The organism is Sandarakinorhabdus cyanobacteriorum (assembly GCF_002251755.1).
GTDB classification, from domain to species: Bacteria; Pseudomonadota; Alphaproteobacteria; order Sphingomonadales; family Sphingomonadaceae; genus Sandarakinorhabdus; species Sandarakinorhabdus cyanobacteriorum.
Window position 1 is genome coordinate 1 of record NZ_NOXT01000118.1, and the last position, 18083, is coordinate 18083.

Genomic DNA, 18083 nt, shown 5'->3' on the forward strand with positions numbered 1-18083 from the left:
AACCGGCCAGAACCGGCCGCCACGGCCGAACCAGACGCGTAAAAACAGCCAGACAGCCTTCCGGCGCGGTGCTCAGCTGAGTTAATGGNTGCGCCATGTCCGACGCTGCATCGCTCCGCATCCGCCCTGCCCTCGCCGCCGAGATCCCGGCACTCAATGCCCTGATCACCGCGTCCGCCCGCCGGCTAAGCCAGGGCTATTACACCGAGGCCGAAACCGAAGCTGCCATCACCCATGTCTTCGGGGTCGACAGCGAGCTGGTGGCCGACGGCACCTATCTGGTGGTCGAATCGGCCGACGGCCTGCTGGGCTGTGGCGGCTGGAGCAGGCGCGCCACCCTGTTCGGCGGCGATGGCTTTGCCGGTCGTGAATCGGGGCTGCTCGATCCGGCCCGTGATGCCGCCAAGATTCGCGCCTTCTTCGTGGCGCCGGCAGCCGCCCGCCGCGGTGTGGGCGCTGCCCTGCTCGCTGCCTGCGAGAATGCCGCCCGCGCCGCCGGTTTCAGCCGTACCGAACTGATGGCTACATTGCCGGGCGAACCCTTCTATGCAGCGCACGGTTATCGCCAAGGCGAACCGGCCATTGTCGATTGCGGCGGCGTGCCGGTGCGTTTCGTGGCGATGGCCAAGCAATTAAGCGCCTGATTCGCAGCCTGCAACGCACAAACTGTTGCGCAAATGCAACGCCAGTAATTGTTTCGTTACGGCAACACCCCTGCGTCCAAATGGGCCCGTGCGTGAATGGCGTATGTCGGTCAGAAGGTCTTTGCGCTTGACGTGCGCTGTCCGGCCAGACCGCAGACATTTGCGGGGTGGCTGCATAGGCATCGGCCCGGCTGTCGCTGCCGGGGTCGATCAACGCGCAAGAATGGCCTTGTGTGCGGTGAGGGCTGGCATCGCTGCGGGGCTGACATGAGGGCTTGATGACGTTCTCAACCAGGGGAAGAAGAATGACAGGTAACTGCGAAAAGGCCCAACGGGTCGAACTGAAGCTGGCAACCTCGCTGCTGGCGCTGGCACTGGCCAGTGTTGCCGCGCCGGCACTCGCCGCCGAGGATCAGCCGGCCACCGCCGCCGCCGAAGAAAAGGAAGACGCCACCATCGTCGTGACCGGCACCCGTCGGACCGACCGCACTGTGGCCGAAAGCCCGGTGCCGATCGACGTGTTCAGCACGGAAGATTTCAAGGCCCAGCCGTCACCGCAGTTGCAAAACATCATCAAGACGCTGGTCCCGTCGTTCAACCAGAACCGCAACCTGCTGGGCGATGCCTCGGCCTTCGTGCGCCCGCCGAACCTGCGCGGCCTGCCCGCTGACCAGATCCTCGTGCTCGTCAACGGCAAGCGCATGCACCGCTCGGCGCTGGTGCAGGTGACCGGTGACGCCCTGAACGTGGGTTCGCAGGGCCCTGACCTGTCGCAGATCTCCTCGCCGGCCGTGAGCCGCATCGAAGTGCTGCGCGACGGCGCTGCCGCCCAATATGGTTCCGATGCCATCGCTGGCGTGATCAACATCGGCCTCAACCGGGCCGACAATGGCCTGAACCTCTCCGCCCGCTATGGCCAGACCTATCGCGGCGACGGTGAAGACCTGCAACTGTCGGCCAACGCCGGCTTCAAGCTGGGCGATGGCGGCTTCTTCAACATCACCGGCGAATTCATCGATCAGAATGTGTTCGATCGCTCGGTGCCGCGTCCCGAAATCGCGCCGTTGATCGCCGCCGGCATCACGCCGCCGCGCCCGACTGGCAACCGGCTCGGCCAGCCGTCCAACCGCGCCTATCGCGTGGTCTGGAACACCGCCGTTCCGGTGGGCGATGGCGATGAAGTCTATGCCTTCGGCAACTATGGCTGGCAGCGCCAGTCCAATGACTTCAACTATCGCCGCCCGATCGGTGTGACGGCGCCGGACATTCCGCTGCGCCCGGGCACCGGCACCTTCTCCAAGTCGATCAACTCGCTGTGGTATCTTGATCGCATCGGGACCGATCCGGTGTCGGGCCGCGCCATTTTCAGCGAAACCGGCCGCACCTTCACCGAAACCTCGATCTTCCCCAACGGCTTCGTGCCGGTCTTCGAAGCCTCGATCGAGGATCTGTCGATCGTCGGCGGCTACAAGGGGGCAACCGAAGGTGGGGTCAAGTATGACTTCACCGCTGCCTATGGCCGCAACCAGATCCGCTATTTCATGTATGACACGCTGAACCCGTCGCTGGGTCCGGCGTCGCCGACGGATTTCTATCTCGGCAAGGTCACGCAGCAGGAATACAACCTCAACGCCGACTTCAGCTATGAAACCGACATCGGTCTCTACAAGCCGCTGTTCATCGCTGCCGGTCTGGAGTTCCGCCGCGAGACCTTCGCGGTAGGCCTGGGTGACCGCGCCTCGTGGGAGCCGGGTCCGTTCGGTTCGCAGCTGGTGCAGCGCGCCAATGGCACCTTCTTCAACGTGACCAAGCCGGTCGGCGCCAACGGCTTCCCGGGCTTCGGCCCGGATTCGGTGGCGGAAGGTGGCCGCAACAACTATTCGGCCTACCTCGATTTCGAAGCCGAAGTGGTTGAAGGCCTCGATCTCGGCCTCGCTGCCCGTTATGACTACTTCAACGACTTCGGCAGCACCTTCAACGGCAAGTTCAGCGCCCGTTGGGCCATCAACGATGTCATCGCCCTGCGCGGTGCCGCGTCGACCGGCTTCCGCGCGCCGACGCCGGGCCAGCAGTTCACGCAGAACACCCAGACCGGCTTCCCGGCCGGCAGCCCGGTGCCGGTGGCAACGCAGACCGCCCGCCCCGACAGCATCTCGGCGCAATATTATGGCGCCCAGCCGCTGCAACCGGAAAAGTCGACCAGCTTCTCTGGCGGTATCGTGCTCACGCCCGGCAGTGGCTTCAATCTGACGCTGGACGCCTACAACATCGTCGTGCGTGACCGTATCGGCATCACCTCGTCGATCAACACCACGGCGGCCGACCAGCAGGCGCTACTGGCGCTGGGCCTGACCACCGCGCTGGATCTGGGCCAGGTGAACTATTTCACCAACGGCTTCCGCACCCGCACACAGGGCTTTGACATCGTCCTGTCGCACCGGGCGGATACTGGCGTTGGCCGCTTCAACTCCAGCCTGGCGGTGAACTACAACAAGACCAAGGTCACCGACCGTCGCAGCATCGCGCTGTCGACGATCCGGCCGACCGACACCCGCGTGCTGAGCCTGATCGACAACACCCGCAAGGGCAATATCGAAGACAGCAACCCGCGCTGGCGTGCGGTGCTGAGCACCAACTACACCAGCGGTGCCTTCGATCTGACCGTGCGTGCCAACTATTTCGGCAAGTTCACCACCTACTTCCTGCCGGTGGCTTCTGTGCCGGCCGGTGTGGACCCGGTGGCCTTCCGCGCCCTCTATCCGGCGCCGAATGCCGCCGCGCAGACGGGTGAATGGGGCAAGACCTTTGGTGCCGAGGTCAGCCTCGACATCGAAGCCGGCTTCACCGTTGCCGAGAATTATCGCCTGGCGGTGGGTGTTGAAAACCTGTTTAACAACTACCCCGATGTGGAAACCCGCAACGCCTATCCGTCGACCGGCGGCCAGGCCAACGGGTCGCTCTACCCCGGCTCCTCGCCGCTGGGTCAGGCGGGCGGCTTCTGGTACGTGCGCGCTACCGCCAAGTTCTGAGGCGAGCACTGGCGATATCGCTTGCCAACAGCGGGCGGCAGGGCAATCCTGCCGCCCGTTCGTTTTTCACTTCACCACAAAGGGGACCCACCATGAAATTGCTCGCTCTTGCCGCTGCGACCCTGGGCCTGGCGCTGGCCGCGCCGGCCGCCGCCCAGAATGTCGAAAAGGTCACCACCACCCCGCCCGGCCGCATCCTCGCCGCCGCCAAGGTGAAGACCGGCGCCACCACTGTCTATCTGTCGGGCCAGCTGGCCTCGCCGGTTGATCCGGCCAAGCCGACCGAATTCGGCGACACCAAGACCCAGACGATCAGCGTGCTCAAGAAGATCAAGGCGCTGCTGGAAGCCCATGGCATGACCATGAAGGACATCGTGCGCATGGATGCCTATCTCACCGCCGCACCGGGCATGGATGGAAAGATGGATTTCGCTGGCTTCAACGCGGGCTTTGCCGAGTTTTTCAACAACGCCGAAAACCCCACCACCACCACCCGCACCACCATGCAGGTCGCCGCGCTCGCCGGCCCGCAGTTCCTGGTGGAGCTGACGGTGATCGCCGCCAAATAAGGCGCCTCATCGCTGCATCCGGGGGCCGTCGCGACACTGCGGCGGCCCCCGTTTTGTTACAGCAGCACCCGTTCCGGTTTGGGCACTTCGTCCAGCACCGTCTCGCCCGTGATGCGCATCAGCGGCTTGATATGGCCGTCCCGCAGGTCATACACCCAGCCGTGCAACGTCAGCTCGCGCCCGGCGGCAAAGGCGGCCTGCACCGGCCCGGTGCGCGCCAAGTGCAGCAACTGGTCGCGCACATTCACCTCAACCATGCGGTTCACCCGCGCCTCGCCTTCCGGCAGGGCCATGATCTCGGGCCGGTGATCATCCAGCACCTGGCGCGCATGCTCCAGCCAATGGGCGATCGGGCCATCGGGTGCGCCGTCCAGCGCCGCCTGGATGCCGCCACAGCCATAATGGCCGCAGATCACCACATGGCTCACCTCCAGCACGTTGATGGCATAGTGCAGCACCGCCATCAGATTGCGATCATCCGGATAAACAAGGTTGGCAATGTTGCGGTGCACGAACAGGCCGCCGGGCACCGCCTGGGTCATCTGGTCGGGCGCAACCCGGCTGTCGGAACAGCCGATCCACAGGAACACCGGGCGCTGCCAATTGATGTTGCGATTGAAGAACTCCGGGTTCTCGGCCAGCATTTCGGCCGCCCACGCCCGGTTGGACAGCAGCAGTTGATCAACTTCCTTCATGGGGGAACAGCCTTCAGGTGGCGCGTGCGCGGGTGATGGGGGCGTTGATCATGGCGGCGCTGCGTTGGGTGTGATCAGCCCGCACCCGCACGCTGATGTCGCGGAACGCCGCGCCGCGCACAAAGCCATTGATCATGTCGATACAATCCAGATCGACATAGCTGGTGGCCGACAGATCGATCAGCACCTCAGCGCCATCGGGCACCTGGCCCAACGCCGCCTGCAAGGCCGGCTTGTGCATGAAATACAGATTGCGCCGGGCCCGCACCATCACCGTGCCGCCATATTCGACATAGGTGATGATGTTGCCGGTGGACCGCCAGATCACAAAGGCAAAGCCCACCGCCAGGCCAATGGCGATGCCAATCAGCAGATCGGTGAACAGGATCGCCAGCACCGTCACCACGAACGGGATGAACTGGCTCAATCCCTGATGCCAGCGCTGGATGAACAGTGCCGGCTTGGCCAGCTTGTACCCGGTGGCAATCAGCACCGCCGCCAGGGCGGACAGCGGAATGAGGTTGAGCAGCCCCGGCACCAGTGCCAGCCCCAGCAGCAGCCAAAGCCCGTGCAACATGGTCGAGGCCCGCGAATCCGCCCCTGATTCGACATTCGCTGATGAGCGCACGATCACCGAGGTCACCGGCAGGCCGCCGAGCAGGCCAGACACCAGATTTCCGGTTCCCTGCGCCAGCAGCTCGCGATTCTTGTCGGTCACCCGCCGCTTGGGGTCCAGTTCGTCCACCGCCTTCACGCTCAGCAGCGATTCCAGGCTGGCCACGATGGCCAGGGTCAAGGCGATGGTCCACACCTTGGGATTGGTGATGGCCGCGACATCGGGCAGACGCACCTGATCGATCAGGGCAAACGGAGTCGCCGAAACCGGCACCTGCACCAGATGGGTGCTGGCCACCGCCAGCTCGGGCACAAAGGCCTGGAAGGCGGCATTGGCACCCACGCCAAACAGCACCACGACCAAGGGGCCGGGCAACAGCTTCAACGGGCCCTGTTTGGGCCGCGCCTTGTCCCACCAGAACAGGAAGATCAGGGAGACGAGCGCAATGATCGCGGCTCCCCACAGGAAATCATTCGACAGCATGTGCGACAGCGCGGTCAGCGTGTTGTCACCATCACGCTGGAAAAAGCCGAAATCGCCTTCCGGATCGCCATCATAACCCACGGCATGGGGCAATTGCTTCAGGATCAGGATCAGGCCGATGGCCGCCAGCATGCCGGTGATCACCGCACCCGGCACGAATTCGGCAATCACGCCGCCGCGGCTGGCGGCAAAGATCATCTGCATGGCGCCAGCCAGGCACACGCTCAGCAGAAACGCCTCGAAACTGGGCAGGCTGGTGATGGCCGCCAGCACGATGGTGGTCAGGCCCGCCGCCGGCCCCGATACCGACAGCGCCGATCGGCTGGCCGCACCCACCACCAGGCCGCCAACGATGCCCGCCACCAGGCCCGACATCAGCGGCGCCCCCGATGCCAGCGCCACGCCCAGGCACAGGGGCAGCGCCACCAGCGCCACCACAATCGATGCCGGCAGATCCTGCCGCCAGCTTGCGGTCAAGCTGCTGCTTTCCTTCATTCTCTCAACGCTCCCACACCATCCAGACACAGGCTAGCAGGCGCTTCACGCCCCGTATCATTACGGAACGGCAAGCTGCCCACGCTTGCGCCGAACCGAACGCTTTGCCATGCACTGCTGCCATGAACGCCAAACCGCCCCTTCAGGCCGTGATCGTGCCGGTCACCCCGCTGCAGCAGAATTGCACCCTGATCTGGTGCACCAAGACCATGCGCGGCGCCTTCACCGATCCCGGCGGCGATCTTGACCGGTTGCTACAGGTGGCCGCCGAACAGGGCGTCACCGTCGAAAAACTGCTCGTCACCCATGGCCATATCGATCATTGCGGGCTGACCGGCGTGCTGGCGCAGCGGCTGGGTGTGCCGATCGAAGGGCCGCATCCGGATGACAAATTCTGGATCGACATGAACCCGGCGCAGGGCGCGGCCTATGGCGTACCCGGCGCCACTGCCTTCACGCCGGATCGCTGGCTGCACGATGGCGATCAGGTGACGGTGGGCGAACTCGTGCTCGATGTCTATCACTGCCCCGGCCACACGCCAGGCCATGTCGTGTTCCACCATGCCCCGTCAAAACTGGCCATTGTTGGCGATGTGCTGTTCCAGGGCAGCATCGGCCGCACCGATTTCCCCAAGGGCAATTACAATGATCTGGTCACCGCCATCACCACCAAGCTGTGGCCGCTGGGCAACGACACCGCCTTCGTGCCCGGCCACGGCCCGATGAGCACCTTTGGCCGCGAACGCCAGGCCAACGCCTTCGTGGCTGATCGGATGCTTGGCTGAACGTCAGACGAAATCGTGCGGGCTGGGTGGCGGCATCACGCCCAGCCACAGCGCCCACAGGCTCAGCCCCAGGATCACCAGCCAGCTGATCAGCGCGCCCGCCACCCGGAACGGGTTGGGCGCCGGCCGGCTCATGCCGATGGCATGGGCAATGCGCGCCAGCACCAGCGCCGCACCAATTCCCCACAGCCACAAGGTTCCATGGCCGGCCGTCAATTCGATACCGCCCATCAGGATCAGCGCCAGCGGCACATGCTCGGTGAAATTGGCGTGGGCGCGGATGCGCTCCAGCATCTGGGCATCACCGCCATCGCCGATCATGATCTTTCCCGACATGCGCCGGCCCACCACACGCAGGGTCAGCGCCATGAACACCAGGCCCAAAAGGCCAGCTGTGATCAGGGTGGCCGGGATCAGCATCAGCCCGCCTTGCGGGGCGCGTCGGGCACCCAACGCTCCACCAGCTTGTAGCTGCGGTCATACCATTTGGAGCCGGGATAATTGTTGCCCAGAACGGCGGCGGCCTTCACCGCCTCTTCCGGAACGCCCATCGCCAGATAGGATTCAACCAGCCGGTGCAGCGCTTCGGGCGCGTGGCTGGTCGTGTCATATTTGTCGATCACGGTGCGGAACCGGGTGATGGCAGCGATATATAGGCCCTGGCTCTGATAGAAGCGGCCAACCTCCATCTCCTTGCCGGCCAGGTGGTCGCGCGCCAGATCGATCTTCAGCCGGGCATCGGCAGCATAATCGGTGTTCGGGTAACGCCGCACCAGTTCGCCTAGCGAATCCAGCGCCTGCTGGGTGACCTTCTGGTCCTTCCCCACCGCCATGATCTGGTTGTAATAGCTCAGGGCCACCATGTAATATGCATAAGGTGCCTCGCGGCTGCCGGGGTGCAGCGACAGGAAGCGCTGCGACGCGCCAATCGCCTCGGCATATTCACCGGCCACGAAATAGCTGAAGCTGCTCATCAACTGGGCCCGGCGCGCCCACACACTATAAGGATGCTGGCGCTCCACCTCGTCAAACTGGGCTGCGGCCAGGCGATATTGCCGCCGGTCCAGCGTCTGCTTCGCTGCGGAATAGAGCGTCTCCACATCCTGGGCGATATAACGCTGGTCCTTCTTGCCCTTGCCCCGGCCGCCGGCGCAGCCAGACAACAGGGCCAGCACGACCAGAGACAGCACGGCGGGGCGGTGGAAACGGGACATGGCTTTACCCTAGCAGGATGAACCGGCGCTTGGAAGTGGCGGCACGGGCCTGAACCGCTTCTGACTCAGCGCCTCACAGATCCTGCGGCCGCCGCCGGATCACCAGATTGCGGATCTCGGTCATGTCTTCCATGGCAAAGCGCACGCCCTCGCGGCCCAGCCCCGAATCCTTCACGCCGCCATAGGGCATGTTGTCCACGCGATAGCTGGGCACATCATTGATCACCACGCCGCCCACATCCAGATGATCCCAGGCCTTCAGCATCTGGAACAGGTCGCGGGTGAAGATGCCGGCCTGCAGGCCGAACTTGCTGTCATTCACGATGCCCAGCGCCTCTTCGAAAGTGCTGACGCGCGTGAAGAACGCCACCGGACCAAAGGCCTCCTCGGTGTTCAGTTTCGCGGCCCTCGGCACATTTTCCAGCAGGGTCGCCGCCAGCATGGCCCCCTCGCGCTGGCCCCCGCACAACAGGGTGGCGCCGCCGGCCACGGCCTCCTGGATCCAGCCGTCCAGCCGCGCCGCTTCCTTCACGTCGATCATCGGCCCGACAAACGTCGCTTCCTCGCGCGGGTCCCCGGCGATCAGCTTCGCCGTGCGCTCGACCAGCTTCGCCTTGAACGCGTCATACACCGCATCATGCACGAGGATGCGCTGCACCCCGATGCAGCTCTGCCCCGATTGATAAAAGGCGCCAAACACCGTGCGGTCGGCGGCATCATCCAGATCGGCATCGGGCATGATGATCACCGCGGCATTGCCGCCCAGCTCCAGCACCACCTTCTTCTTGCCGGCCCGCGCCTTAAGGTCCCAGCCCACATCGGGGCTGCCGGTAAAGCTCAGCAACTTCAGCCGGTCATCGGTGGTGAACAGATCAGCGCCATCCCGGCTCGCCGGCAGGATGGAAAAGGCCCCGTCCGGCAAATTGGTCTCGGCCAGCACCTCGCCAATGATGATGGCGCCCAGCGGCGTGCGGCTGGCCGGCTTCATCACGAACGGGCAGCCCACCGCAATCGCCGGCGCAATCTTGTGCGCGGCCAGATTGAGCGGGAAATTGAACGGGCTGATGAAGCTGCACGGGCCAATCGGCACGCACTTCCACATCCCCTGGTAACCCCGTGCCCGCGCCGAAATGTCGAGCGGCTGCACCTCGCCGCACATCCGCACGCTTTCCTCCGCCGCGATGCGGAACGTGTCGATCAACCGCCCCACCTCGCCGCGCGCATCGCGGATCGGCTTGCCGGCCTCGATGCACAGGGCATGGGCCAGTTCGTCCTGGCGCTCGGTGAAGCGCGTCACGCAATGGGCCAGCACGGCCTGCCGCTCGTAACTCGCCATCGCCGCCATCGGCGCGGCCGCCGCCACCGCCGCTGCAATAGCGCGATCGATCATCGCCGCATCGGCCTGCGCCACCCGCGTCGCCGGCAGGCCGGTGAACTTGTCGGTCACCACCAGGTCGGCGTTGGGCTGCTCCGGCCGATTGGCCACATACAGCGGATACTGGTCTCGCAATGCCATGGCCTCTTCCCCCCGAAATTCGGCGCTGTTCAGATGGTCAGCACGATCTTGCCCAGCGCCTTCCTGTCCATCATCCAGCGGATCGCCTCCGGCCCTTCATCCAGGCTGAAATGGCGCGACACATGCGGCTTCAGCTGGCCCTTGGCATACCAGTCCAAAAGCTCGGCCATATTCTCCAGATGCACCTTCGGCTCGGCCTGGGTAAACGCCCCCCAGAACACGCCGACAATGCTCGCCCCCTTGATCAGCGGCAGGTTCAGCGGCAGCGCCGGAATGGTGCCGGCAGCAAAGCCGATCACCAGATAACGGCCGTTCCAGGCAATGCCACGGAACGCCGGCTCGGCAAAACGGTCGCCCACTGGATCATAGATCACATCGGCGCCGCGCCCACCGGTCAGGGCCTTCACCCGCTCCTTCAGGTCTTCGGTGGCATAGTTGATGACCGCATCGGCCCCCATCGCCTTGCACAGGTCCAGCTTTTCATCCGAACTGGCCGCCGCGATCACTTTGGCACCCATCACCTTGCCGAGCTCCACCGCCGTCAGGCCCACGCCGCCGGCCGCACCCAGCACCAGCAAGGTCTCGCCCGGCTTCAGCTGCCCACGCTGCTTCAGGGCATGGTGGCTGGTGCCATAGGTCATGGTGAAACCGGCAGCGACGTCGAACGGCATGCCCGGCGGCATCTTCACCACCTGGCCGCGATTGGCGATCACCTCTTCCGCCATGGCGCCATGGCCGGTCATAGCGATCACCGATTCGCCCACCGCCACATCGGTGATGCCCTCGCCCACCGCGCTCACCACGCCGGCACACTCGCCGCCCGGGCTGAACGGCAGCGCCGGCTTGAACTGATAGAGATTCTGGATAATCAGCGTGTCGGGGAAATTCACGCCCACCGCCTTCACGCTGATGCGCACCTGGCCCTTGCCCGGTTCCGGCACCGGCACATTGCGCACCACCAGCTGTTCCGGTGGCCCATGCTCAACACACAACACGGCCTTCATCGCTGTCACTCCCCAGATGCGGTTTTCGCTGCCAGCATAGCCGCCGGTTACGGTGCCGCCAATCCTGCCACTATTGCCTCGCCCAGCAGGCGGAACTCGGCTTCGCGCGGGCTCCCCTGCCGCCACACCAGCGCCAGCGTGCGCGCGGCATTGCCAGTCACTGCCCCCGTTACCGGCCGGGCGATCAGGTTGGTGTGGGCGATGATCCCGGCATCCAGCGCCAGCTTGGGCATCAACGTCTGCCCCAGGCCGCCGGCCACCATCTCCACCAGAGTCACCAAGCTGGTGCCCCGATGCGCCGGATCAGACCGCAATTCCGGCCGGCCGCAGGCCGAAAGCGCCTGATCCTTCAGGCAATGGCCATCCTCCAGCAGCAGCAGCTGGTTGGCATCGATCGAATCGGGCGCCACGCTGGGGGGCGGATCGGGCAGATCGCCCGGCGCAAACACCAGGAAGAACGGGTCCTGCGCCAGCGGCAGCACGGTCAAGCCCGGCGTCTCCCACGGCAGCGCCAGCAACACGGCATCCAGCATGCCGCGGCTCAAGGACTCGGTCGCCGGCCCGCTCATCTCCTCGCGCAGATACAGCTTCAGATCGGGATAGTCGGCGCGGATGCGTGGGGCCACGCGCGGCAGCAGGAACGGCGCGATGGTCGGGATCACCCCCAGCCGCAGCGGCCCGGCCAGCGGCTTGTCCCCGCCCACTGTCAGGCCCACCAGCTCATCGGCCTCGCGAAGCACGCCATAGGCCTTGGCCACCACCCGCTCCCCCATCGGGGTAAAGCGCACCACCCGGCGGTTGCGTTCCACCAGCCGCACGCCCAGCAGCGATTCCAGCTCGGCCAGGCCCGCCGACAGGGTGGACTGCGTCACGAAACAGGCCTCGGCCGCTCGGCCGAAATGGCCATGGATGTGCAGCGCAGTCAGATACTGCAGCTGCTTCAGCGTGGGTTGAAAGGCGGTCATCGACAGATTCGATTTGTCACACCGATATTATCGATTGGATTTCTATCTGCGCTGCCGTCATTGCACAACCCGCCAGAACCGCTGGCACCGAGATTCAACCCCAATACAAGGACCCGACCCATGGCGCTGACCGTTGGCGATAAAGTTCCCTCCTTCAACCTGCCGGTGCAGCAGGGCGTTGCCGCGCTGCCGGCCGGCGAAACGCTGGACATCACCACCGCCTATCCCGGCAAGTGGAAGATCCTGTTTTACTGGCCCAAGGATTTCACCTTCGTCTGCCCGACCGAAATCATCGGCTATGGCGAGCTGAAGGGCGATTTCGAAGATCGTGACGCTGTGCTGATCGGCGCGTCGACCGACACCGATTTCGTGCACTTCGCCTGGCGCAAGAGCGACGAGCGTCTGGCCGCCTGCGACTTCCCGTGGCTGGCCGACAATTCGAAGCTGCTGGCTGACGCGCTGGGCATCATCGTGCCGGGCGCCGGCGTGCCGCTGCGCGCCACCTTCATCATCGATCCGGAAAACGTGATCCAGCACATCACGGTCAACGGCCTGAACGTCGGCCGCAACCCGGCCGAAACCCTGCGCATCCTCGACGCGCTGCAGACCGACGAGCTGTGCCCCTGCAACTGGCAGGGCGGCGAAGAGACTCTGAAGCCGGCAGCGTAAGCGCGGCGTGTGGATAGCGCCCTCGGGCGCTATCCACCGACTCGCGCAAGCTCGGCCGGGCGGGCGCGGCGCCTATCTGCGCCGCGAACCGCTTCGACGTCAGCCGCGGCTTTGCCGCGGCCCCCTTCCCCCTTGAACTCACCCTCCCCCGCAGAGGGGAAAGGAACCCCCATGTTGTTTTCCGAACTCGCCAAGACCCTGCCCGATTACGCCAAGGATCTGCGCCTCAACGTCTCCTCGCTTCTCACCGAACAGCTGCTGTCGGATCAGCAGAAGTGGGGCACGCTGGTCGCGGTCGCTCATGCCTGCGCGCACAAGCCGCTGATCGACGCGGTCGAAGCCGAAGCCGCCACCAAGCTGAGCCCCGAGGCACTGAACGCCGCCAAGGCCGCCGCCAGCATCATGGCGATGAACAATATCTATTATCGCTTCACCTACATGGCTTCGCGCCCCGATTACAAAACCATGCCGGCCAAGCTGCGCATGAACGTGATCGGTGCGCCGGGCATCGAAAAGGCCGATTTCGAGCTCTACAGCCTTGCCGTCTCCGCCGTGAACGGCTGCGGCATGTGCATCGACGCGCATGACAAGGTGCTGGCCCAGCATGGTGTCGGCGCCGACAAGATCCAGGCCGCCGTGCGCATCGCCGCCGTGGTCCACGCTGTCGCCCGCACCCTCCAGGCGCTGTGAGCCCGGCGCTGTAACCAATTGCCCGGCCAACATGAAAGGTCAGTCATCCCAACCGGGATGGCTGGCCTTTTGCCGTGAATTGGGTTAAGTGGCACTCAAATCGTCAGCCTGCCCCCCAATGGGCTGCGGAGAGTGACTATGGGTTTGATCGCCTATCTCGATTCGGTGAAGCGCCGCGATCCCGCGCCGCGCAGCCGGCTTGAAATCCTCACCTATCCCGGCATCTGGGCGCTGGGCATGCACCGCATCGCCCATGCCCTGTTCCGCGGCCGTTTCTATTTCCTCGCGCGCCTGGTCAACCACATCAGCCGCTTCCTCACCGCCATCGACATTCACCCCGGCGCCCGCATCGGCCGCAATTTCTTCATCGATCACGGCTTTGTGGTGATCGGTGAAACTGCCGAAATCGGGGATAATGTCACGATTTATCAATGTGTTACGCTGGGCGGCACCGATCCGGCCGGCGGGATTGGCGGCAAGCGCCACCCGACCATCCTTGATGGCGCAATCATTGGTTCAGGGACGCAGGTGCTGGGCCCGATCACCGTGGGCGCCAATGCCCGCGTTGGCGCCAATGCCGTTGTCACCCGCGATGTCGCCGAAGGCGCCACCATGGTCGGCATCCCGGCCAAGCCGGTGGTGATGGCGGCCGAGGATTATGTGAAGCCGTTCCTGCCCTATGGCACACCGTGCGCCCAGAAATTCGATCCCGAAACCCAGAAGCTGGAACTGCTGCGCTGCGAGATCGAGGTGCTGAAAAGCCGGCTCGATGAGCTGACCCGCGAAGAGGCGCACAGAAAGGCCGGTTGACCGGTCCGCCCGCCCGCGCCACTCTGGCGGGCGTGAGCAATGTCATCCCGTTTGCCGTCACCGGCAGCAGCCCGCGCGTCACCCAGGTTGCCTTCACCAGGCAAGAACTTGACCGCATCATGTCGCTCTATGGCCGCATGGTCGCCGCCGGCCTGTGGCGGGACTATGGCCTTGAAATGGGCCCCAAACTCGCGAGTTTCTCCGCCTTCCGCCGCACCGCCGAAAACCCGGAGGTGCGGCTGGTGAAGGACCCGGCGCTGCGGGGCCGCCAGGGCGAATGGATCCTTTATGGCGAAGGCGGCGCCATCCTCAAGCGCGGCCACGAACTCGCCAACGTGCTCGCCGTCCTCGAACGCCGCCTGCTCAAAGCCGTGGAAGGCTGAACCATCGAACATCATCCTCCCCCTCTGGGGGAGGTGGCAGCCGCAGGCTGACGGAGGGGGCCTCCAAGACCGCGCGCGCCGCCCTGTCCTCCCCCCCAAATCTGTCATGCTGCCCGCAACGCTGACCCTGGCCGGTCAGCCAGAACCCCTGAGAGCACCCGCCAAACCCTACCAGGCGCGGAAAAAGCGTAAAAACGGACGGCGGCCACCACAGCCGCCGTCCGCTCTTTCAAAGATGTAATTCCGGTCGGAAATGGCGCCCGCTCAGCGGGCACCCGCCAGCGCCGTCTGCGCCTGCGCGCTGCCATTGTCCGGCACCAGCTCGCCGGTGCGGTCGCTGATCTCGGCAAAGCGCGCCGCCACCGTCTCGGCGGTCATTTCCTCGGCCGAAAGATGGATGCCGCGCGTCAGCGTCACATAGGCCCGCTCGATCCCGCCGCCGCCGGCGTTCAGGATCACATTGGTCGGCGCCTCTTCCGACACCAGATAGACGCTGGCCGGCACCACGGTTTCCGGGCCCATCTTCTCCAGCATGGCGGGCGGCATCAGATCCTCGGTCATGCGGGTGGCGGCCAGCGGCGCGATGGTGTTCACATGCACATTATGCTTGGCGCCTTCCAGGGCCAGCGTCTTCATCAGGCCCACCAGCGCCAGCTTGGCCGCGCCATAATTGGCCTGGCCGAAATTGCCATAAAGGCCGGTGGAGCTGGTGGTCATCAGGATGCGGCCATAGGCCTGTTCGCGCATCAGTTCCCACACCGCCTTGGTGCAGTTCACACTGCCCATCAGGTGCACATCCATCACGGTGCGGAAATCATCCAGTGTCATCTTCACGAACGTCTTGTCGCGCAGGATGCCGGCGTTGTTGATCAGGATGTCGATGCGGCCCCAACGCTCCTTCACGTTGGCCACCATCTTTTCCACCGCCGCCATGTCGGTCACGCTGGCGCCATTGGCCATGGCTTCGCCGCCAAAGGCAGTGATCTCGTCCACCACGGCCTGCGCCGCCGACAGCGAAGCGCCCGAACCATCGCGGGCGCCGCCCAGATCGTTCACCACCACCTTGGCACCGCGCCGCGCCAGATCCAGCGCATAGGCCCGACCCAGGCCGCCACCGGCCCCGGTGACAATGGCAACACGACCCTCAAACGAAATCGACATTTCGGACTTACCCCCGAACAATTGGAATCAGTGCATCCCGCTTAGCCAAGCCGGCGCGGCGTGCAAAGACAAATACGGTCCGCAAAGATGACCGGTTGTTCAGGCCGGTTGTTCAGGCCGCTTGCGCCTCCGGCGTCGCATCCAGCGAATAGCCGGCCGAGCGCACGGTGCGGATCAGATCGGGCAGCTCCTCGCCAGTTGGCCCGGCGTTCACCGCCTTGCGCAGCCGGCGGATGTGCACATCGACCGTCCGCTGCTCCACATAGACATCACGGCCCCACACCGCATCCAGCAGCTGCTCGCGGCTGAACACCCGGCCCGGATGCTCCAGGAAATGCCGCAGCAGGCGGAACTCCGTCGGCCCCAGCTGCACGGTGCGGCCATCGCGGGTGACGCGGTGGGCGGTCGTGTCCATGGCGATGCCGGCAAACTCCAGCTGGCCGCCCTGCAGGGCCGGGCGCAGCCGGCGCAGCACGGCGCGGATGCGGGCGATCAGCTCGCGCGGCGAAAACGGCTTGGTCATGTAATCATCGGCGCCGGTTTCAAGGCCGCGGATGCGGTCGGCCTCGTCACCGCGGGCGGTGAGCATGACGATCGGCAGATTGGCCGTCGCCGGTGCCCGGCGCAGGCGGCGGCACACCTCGATGCCCGACAGATTGGCGATCATCCAGTCGAGGATGACAAGGTCGGGCTTCTCTTCCTCGGCCAGGGTCAAGGCTTCCTCGCCGTCGCCCGTGCGAACAACGTCAAAGCCTTCCTTTTCCAGATTATAGGTCACCAGCTCGATCAGGCTGGCATCGTCTTCAACCAGAAGGATCTTGGCACGCATGGGTCAATCTCCCGGGTTACTGGGGGGCATAGATGGTGGAGGTGAAGTCATTCTTCGGCCGCTCGGCCGGGCGCTGGCCGGTGGCGGTGAAATAGACCATCTCGGCAACCGAAGTGGCATGATCGCCGATGCGCTCCAGATTCTTGGCGACAAACAGCAGGTGGGTCGATGGCGTGATATAGTGGGGATTTTCCATCATGAAGGTGAGCAGCGAGCGGAACAGCGAGTTGTAGAACTCGTCCACCTGCTGGTCGCGCTGCAGGATGGCGCTGGCCTTGGCGGCATCGCGGTCCACAAAGGCATCCAGCGTGTCGCGGATGATGCCAACCACCGCGCGGGCCATTTCCGGGATGATCACCGCCGGCGCAATCGGCTGGGCCTGGGCTACCACCGAAGCGCGCTTGGCGATATTCTTGGCATAATCGCCGATCCGCTCCATCACGCCGGCGATCTTCAGCGCGGCAACAATCTCGCGCAGGTCATCCGCCATCGGCGCGCGCAGCGCGATGATGCGCACCGCCAGCGCTTCGGCCTCTGCCTCCAGCGCGTCCAGGCGCTTGTCATTCTCCACGATCACGGCGGCGGCTTCGACATTGCGGTTGACCAGCGCATCGACCGCATCGGAAATCTGGCTTTCGCACAGGCCGCCCATGCGGGTGATCACCGCCCGCAGCTGGGCGATATCCTCGTCAAAGCTCTTGACGGTGTGGGCGGAAAACTCGGCCATGATAAGCGCCTTTCGAGATCGGATCAGCCGTAGCGGCCGGTGATATAATCCTTGGTCCGCGTCGCTTTCGGATTGGTGAAGATCGCCGACGTGTCATCATATTCCACCAGCGTGCCCAGGTGGAAGAAGGCGGTCTTCTGGCTGACGCGGGCCGCCTGCTGCATGTTGTGGGTCACGATCACGATGGCATAGCGGCCACGCAGCTCGTCGATCAGCTCCTCGATCCGCGCGGTCGCGATGGGATCAAGCGCAGAGCAGGGCTCGTCCATCAGGATCACTTCAGGATCAACCGCAATGGCGCGGGCGATGCACAGGCGCTGCTGCTGCCCGCCCGACATGGCGGTGCCACTTTCGCCCAGCCGGTCCTTCACCTCATCCCACAGGCCGGCGCGACGCAGCGCGCTTTCAACGATATTGTCCATATCGGCCTTGGCGCGGGCGAGGCCATGGATGCGCGGGCCATAGGCGACATTCTCATAGATCGACTTGGGAAACGGGTTGGGCTTCTGGAACACCATGCCCACCCGGGCGCGCAGCTGCACCACGTCCATCGCCGGGGCATAAATGTCCTGCGCGTCGAGCTCGATGCGGCCCTCCACCCTTGCGCCGTCCACCGTGTCGTTCATGCGGTTGAGGCAGCGCAGGAAGGTCGACTTGCCACAGCCCGAGGGGCCGATGAACGCGGTCACATGCTCGCTCGTCACATCGATCGAGACATCCTTGATGGCCTGTTTCTGGCCATAGAACACGTTCACATTGCGCGCCGTCATCTTGGGCACGCTGTTGTGGCCGATTGCAG

At 64.7% G+C, this 18083-nt stretch carries 19 protein-coding genes; 8 read left to right on the forward strand and 11 right to left on the reverse strand.

All coding sequences use genetic code 11. From position 1 onward, the window contains the following. Nucleotides 1-95 precede the first annotated feature (95 nt). From CHU93_RS12050 to CHU93_RS12060, 3 genes are all read left to right on the forward strand, one after another. Complete coding sequence (locus CHU93_RS12050) at nucleotides 96-644, forward strand: GNAT family N-acetyltransferase (protein WP_094474385.1); 549 nt, start codon at nucleotides 96-98, stop codon at nucleotides 642-644. Between the two features lie 305 nt (nucleotides 645-949). Then, complete coding sequence (locus CHU93_RS12055; protein ID WP_094474387.1) at nucleotides 950-3673, forward strand: TonB-dependent receptor plug domain-containing protein; 2724 nt, start codon at nucleotides 950-952, stop codon at nucleotides 3671-3673. Nucleotides 3674-3765: 92 nt separating this feature from the next. Beyond that, on the forward strand, nucleotides 3766-4242 hold the full coding sequence (locus CHU93_RS12060; protein WP_094474389.1) for a Rid family hydrolase: 477 nt from the start codon (nucleotides 3766-3768) through the stop codon (nucleotides 4240-4242). Between the two features lie 56 nt (nucleotides 4243-4298). On the opposite strand, the gene CHU93_RS12065 is transcribed toward CHU93_RS12060, so the two are convergent. Beyond that, nucleotides 4299-4937 (reverse strand): carbonic anhydrase, encoded by a 639-nt coding sequence (locus CHU93_RS12065; protein WP_094474391.1) that lies wholly within the window; start codon nucleotides 4935-4937, stop codon nucleotides 4299-4301. A 13-nt stretch (nucleotides 4938-4950) separates the two neighbouring features. Next, a complete protein-coding gene (locus tag CHU93_RS12070) occupies nucleotides 4951-6531 on the reverse strand; it encodes a SulP family inorganic anion transporter (protein ID WP_094474392.1) in 1581 nt (526 codons plus the stop codon). Nucleotides 6532-6653: 122 nt separating this feature from the next. Between CHU93_RS12070 and CHU93_RS12075 the strand changes: the two genes are divergently transcribed. Next, nucleotides 6654-7316 carry an MBL fold metallo-hydrolase gene (locus tag CHU93_RS12075; RefSeq protein WP_094474394.1) on the forward strand — a complete coding sequence of 221 codons (663 nt, stop codon included), beginning with the start codon at nucleotides 6654-6656 and terminating at the stop codon, nucleotides 7314-7316. A 3-nt stretch (nucleotides 7317-7319) separates the two neighbouring features. Here the strand turns inward: CHU93_RS12075 and CHU93_RS12080 are convergent, their stop codons facing one another. The 5 genes from CHU93_RS12080 to CHU93_RS12100 all read right to left on the reverse strand — a co-directional run bounded on the left by CHU93_RS12080 (nucleotide 7320) and on the right by CHU93_RS12100 (nucleotide 12015). After that, nucleotides 7320-7736 (reverse strand): MAPEG family protein, encoded by a 417-nt coding sequence (locus CHU93_RS12080; RefSeq protein WP_094474395.1) that lies wholly within the window; start codon nucleotides 7734-7736, stop codon nucleotides 7320-7322. Next, a complete protein-coding gene (locus CHU93_RS12085) occupies nucleotides 7736-8530 on the reverse strand; it encodes an outer membrane protein assembly factor BamD (protein WP_086117563.1) in 795 nt (264 codons plus the stop codon). Before CHU93_RS12085 ends, CHU93_RS12080 begins: the two co-directional genes overlap by 1 nt. Before the next feature lie 73 nt (nucleotides 8531-8603). Continuing rightward, on the reverse strand, nucleotides 8604-10046 hold the full coding sequence (locus CHU93_RS12090) for an aldehyde dehydrogenase family protein (RefSeq protein ID WP_094474397.1): 1443 nt from the start codon (nucleotides 10044-10046) through the stop codon (nucleotides 8604-8606). 29 nt (nucleotides 10047-10075) lie between these two features. Further along, entirely contained in the window at nucleotides 10076-11050 is a 975-nt protein-coding gene (locus tag CHU93_RS12095) for an NADPH:quinone oxidoreductase family protein (RefSeq protein WP_094474399.1), read from the reverse strand. Between the two features lie 47 nt (nucleotides 11051-11097). Further along, nucleotides 11098-12015, reverse strand: coding sequence for a hydrogen peroxide-inducible genes activator (locus CHU93_RS12100; protein ID WP_094474401.1), 918 nt, complete (start codon nucleotides 12013-12015; stop codon nucleotides 11098-11100). A 120-nt stretch (nucleotides 12016-12135) separates the two neighbouring features. On the opposite strand from CHU93_RS12100, the gene CHU93_RS12105 reads away from it, so the two are divergent. The 4 genes from CHU93_RS12105 (at nucleotide 12136) to CHU93_RS12120 (ending at nucleotide 14567) form a co-directional block, all read left to right on the forward strand. Next, nucleotides 12136-12684, forward strand: a complete 549-nt coding sequence (locus CHU93_RS12105) for a peroxiredoxin (protein WP_094474403.1) — start codon at nucleotides 12136-12138, stop codon at nucleotides 12682-12684. A gap of 171 nt (nucleotides 12685-12855) precedes the next feature. Next, a complete protein-coding gene (gene ahpD / locus CHU93_RS12110) occupies nucleotides 12856-13374 on the forward strand; it encodes an alkylhydroperoxidase, AhpD family (protein ID WP_086117568.1) in 519 nt (172 codons plus the stop codon). Nucleotides 13375-13512: 138 nt separating this feature from the next. Then, on the forward strand, nucleotides 13513-14184 hold the full coding sequence (epsC, locus tag CHU93_RS12115) for a serine O-acetyltransferase EpsC (RefSeq protein WP_094474405.1): 672 nt from the start codon (nucleotides 13513-13515) through the stop codon (nucleotides 14182-14184). Between the two features lie 32 nt (nucleotides 14185-14216). After that, nucleotides 14217-14567, forward strand: coding sequence for a DUF2794 domain-containing protein (locus CHU93_RS12120; RefSeq protein WP_243375622.1), 351 nt, complete (start codon nucleotides 14217-14219; stop codon nucleotides 14565-14567). A gap of 264 nt (nucleotides 14568-14831) precedes the next feature. On the opposite strand, the gene CHU93_RS12125 is transcribed toward CHU93_RS12120, so the two are convergent. The 4 genes from CHU93_RS12125 to pstB all read right to left on the reverse strand — a co-directional run bounded on the left by CHU93_RS12125 (nucleotide 14832) and on the right by pstB (nucleotide 18054). Beyond that, nucleotides 14832-15728, reverse strand: a complete 897-nt coding sequence (locus CHU93_RS12125) for an SDR family oxidoreductase (protein ID WP_094474407.1) — start codon at nucleotides 15726-15728, stop codon at nucleotides 14832-14834. A 112-nt stretch (nucleotides 15729-15840) separates the two neighbouring features. Continuing rightward, nucleotides 15841-16557, reverse strand: a complete 717-nt coding sequence (phoB, locus tag CHU93_RS12130) for a phosphate regulon transcriptional regulator PhoB (RefSeq protein WP_086117571.1) — start codon at nucleotides 16555-16557, stop codon at nucleotides 15841-15843. Between the two features lie 16 nt (nucleotides 16558-16573). After that, on the reverse strand, nucleotides 16574-17284 hold the full coding sequence (phoU, locus tag CHU93_RS12135; RefSeq protein WP_094474408.1) for a phosphate signaling complex protein PhoU: 711 nt from the start codon (nucleotides 17282-17284) through the stop codon (nucleotides 16574-16576). Between the two features lie 23 nt (nucleotides 17285-17307). After that, complete coding sequence (gene pstB, locus CHU93_RS12140; protein ID WP_243375626.1) at nucleotides 17308-18054, reverse strand: phosphate ABC transporter ATP-binding protein PstB; 747 nt, start codon at nucleotides 18052-18054, stop codon at nucleotides 17308-17310. Nucleotides 18055-18083: the final 29 nt, after the last annotated feature.

Excerpts from the sequence above, each read along its gene's own strand:
- CHU93_RS12055 (WP_094474387.1), top strand. The coding sequence starts at position 950 with ATGACAGGTAACTGCGAAAAGGCCCAACGGGTCGAACTGAAGCTGGCA.
- CHU93_RS12080 (WP_094474395.1), bottom strand. The coding sequence starts at position 7,736 with ATGCTGATCCCGGCCACCCTGATCACAGCTGGCCTTTTGGGCCTGGTG.
- CHU93_RS12060 (WP_094474389.1), top strand. The coding sequence starts at position 3,766 with ATGAAATTGCTCGCTCTTGCCGCTGCGACCCTGGGCCTGGCGCTGGCC.
- epsC (WP_094474405.1), top strand. The coding sequence starts at position 13,513 with ATGGGTTTGATCGCCTATCTCGATTCGGTGAAGCGCCGCGATCCCGCG.
- pstB (WP_243375626.1), bottom strand. The coding sequence starts at position 18,054 with ATGACGGCGCGCAATGTGAACGTGTTCTATGGCCAGAAACAGGCCATC.
- CHU93_RS12090 (WP_094474397.1), bottom strand. The coding sequence starts at position 10,046 with ATGGCATTGCGAGACCAGTATCCGCTGTATGTGGCCAATCGGCCGGAG.
- phoB (WP_086117571.1), bottom strand. The coding sequence starts at position 16,557 with ATGCGTGCCAAGATCCTTCTGGTTGAAGACGATGCCAGCCTGATCGAG.
- CHU93_RS12125 (WP_094474407.1), bottom strand. The coding sequence starts at position 15,728 with ATGTCGATTTCGTTTGAGGGTCGTGTTGCCATTGTCACCGGGGCCGGT.
- CHU93_RS12100 (WP_094474401.1), bottom strand. The coding sequence starts at position 12,015 with ATGACCGCCTTTCAACCCACGCTGAAGCAGCTGCAGTATCTGACTGCG.
- phoU (WP_094474408.1), bottom strand. The coding sequence starts at position 17,284 with ATGGCCGAGTTTTCCGCCCACACCGTCAAGAGCTTTGACGAGGATATC.
- CHU93_RS12085 (WP_086117563.1), bottom strand. The coding sequence starts at position 8,530 with ATGTCCCGTTTCCACCGCCCCGCCGTGCTGTCTCTGGTCGTGCTGGCC.
- CHU93_RS12075 (WP_094474394.1), top strand. The coding sequence starts at position 6,654 with ATGAACGCCAAACCGCCCCTTCAGGCCGTGATCGTGCCGGTCACCCCG.
- CHU93_RS12095 (WP_094474399.1), bottom strand. The coding sequence starts at position 11,050 with ATGAAGGCCGTGTTGTGTGTTGAGCATGGGCCACCGGAACAGCTGGTG.
- CHU93_RS12070 (WP_094474392.1), bottom strand. The coding sequence starts at position 6,531 with ATGAAGGAAAGCAGCAGCTTGACCGCAAGCTGGCGGCAGGATCTGCCG.
- CHU93_RS12050 (WP_094474385.1), top strand. The coding sequence starts at position 96 with ATGTCCGACGCTGCATCGCTCCGCATCCGCCCTGCCCTCGCCGCCGAG.
- ahpD (WP_086117568.1), top strand. The coding sequence starts at position 12,856 with ATGTTGTTTTCCGAACTCGCCAAGACCCTGCCCGATTACGCCAAGGAT.
- CHU93_RS12065 (WP_094474391.1), bottom strand. The coding sequence starts at position 4,937 with ATGAAGGAAGTTGATCAACTGCTGCTGTCCAACCGGGCGTGGGCGGCC.
- CHU93_RS12105 (WP_094474403.1), top strand. The coding sequence starts at position 12,136 with ATGGCGCTGACCGTTGGCGATAAAGTTCCCTCCTTCAACCTGCCGGTG.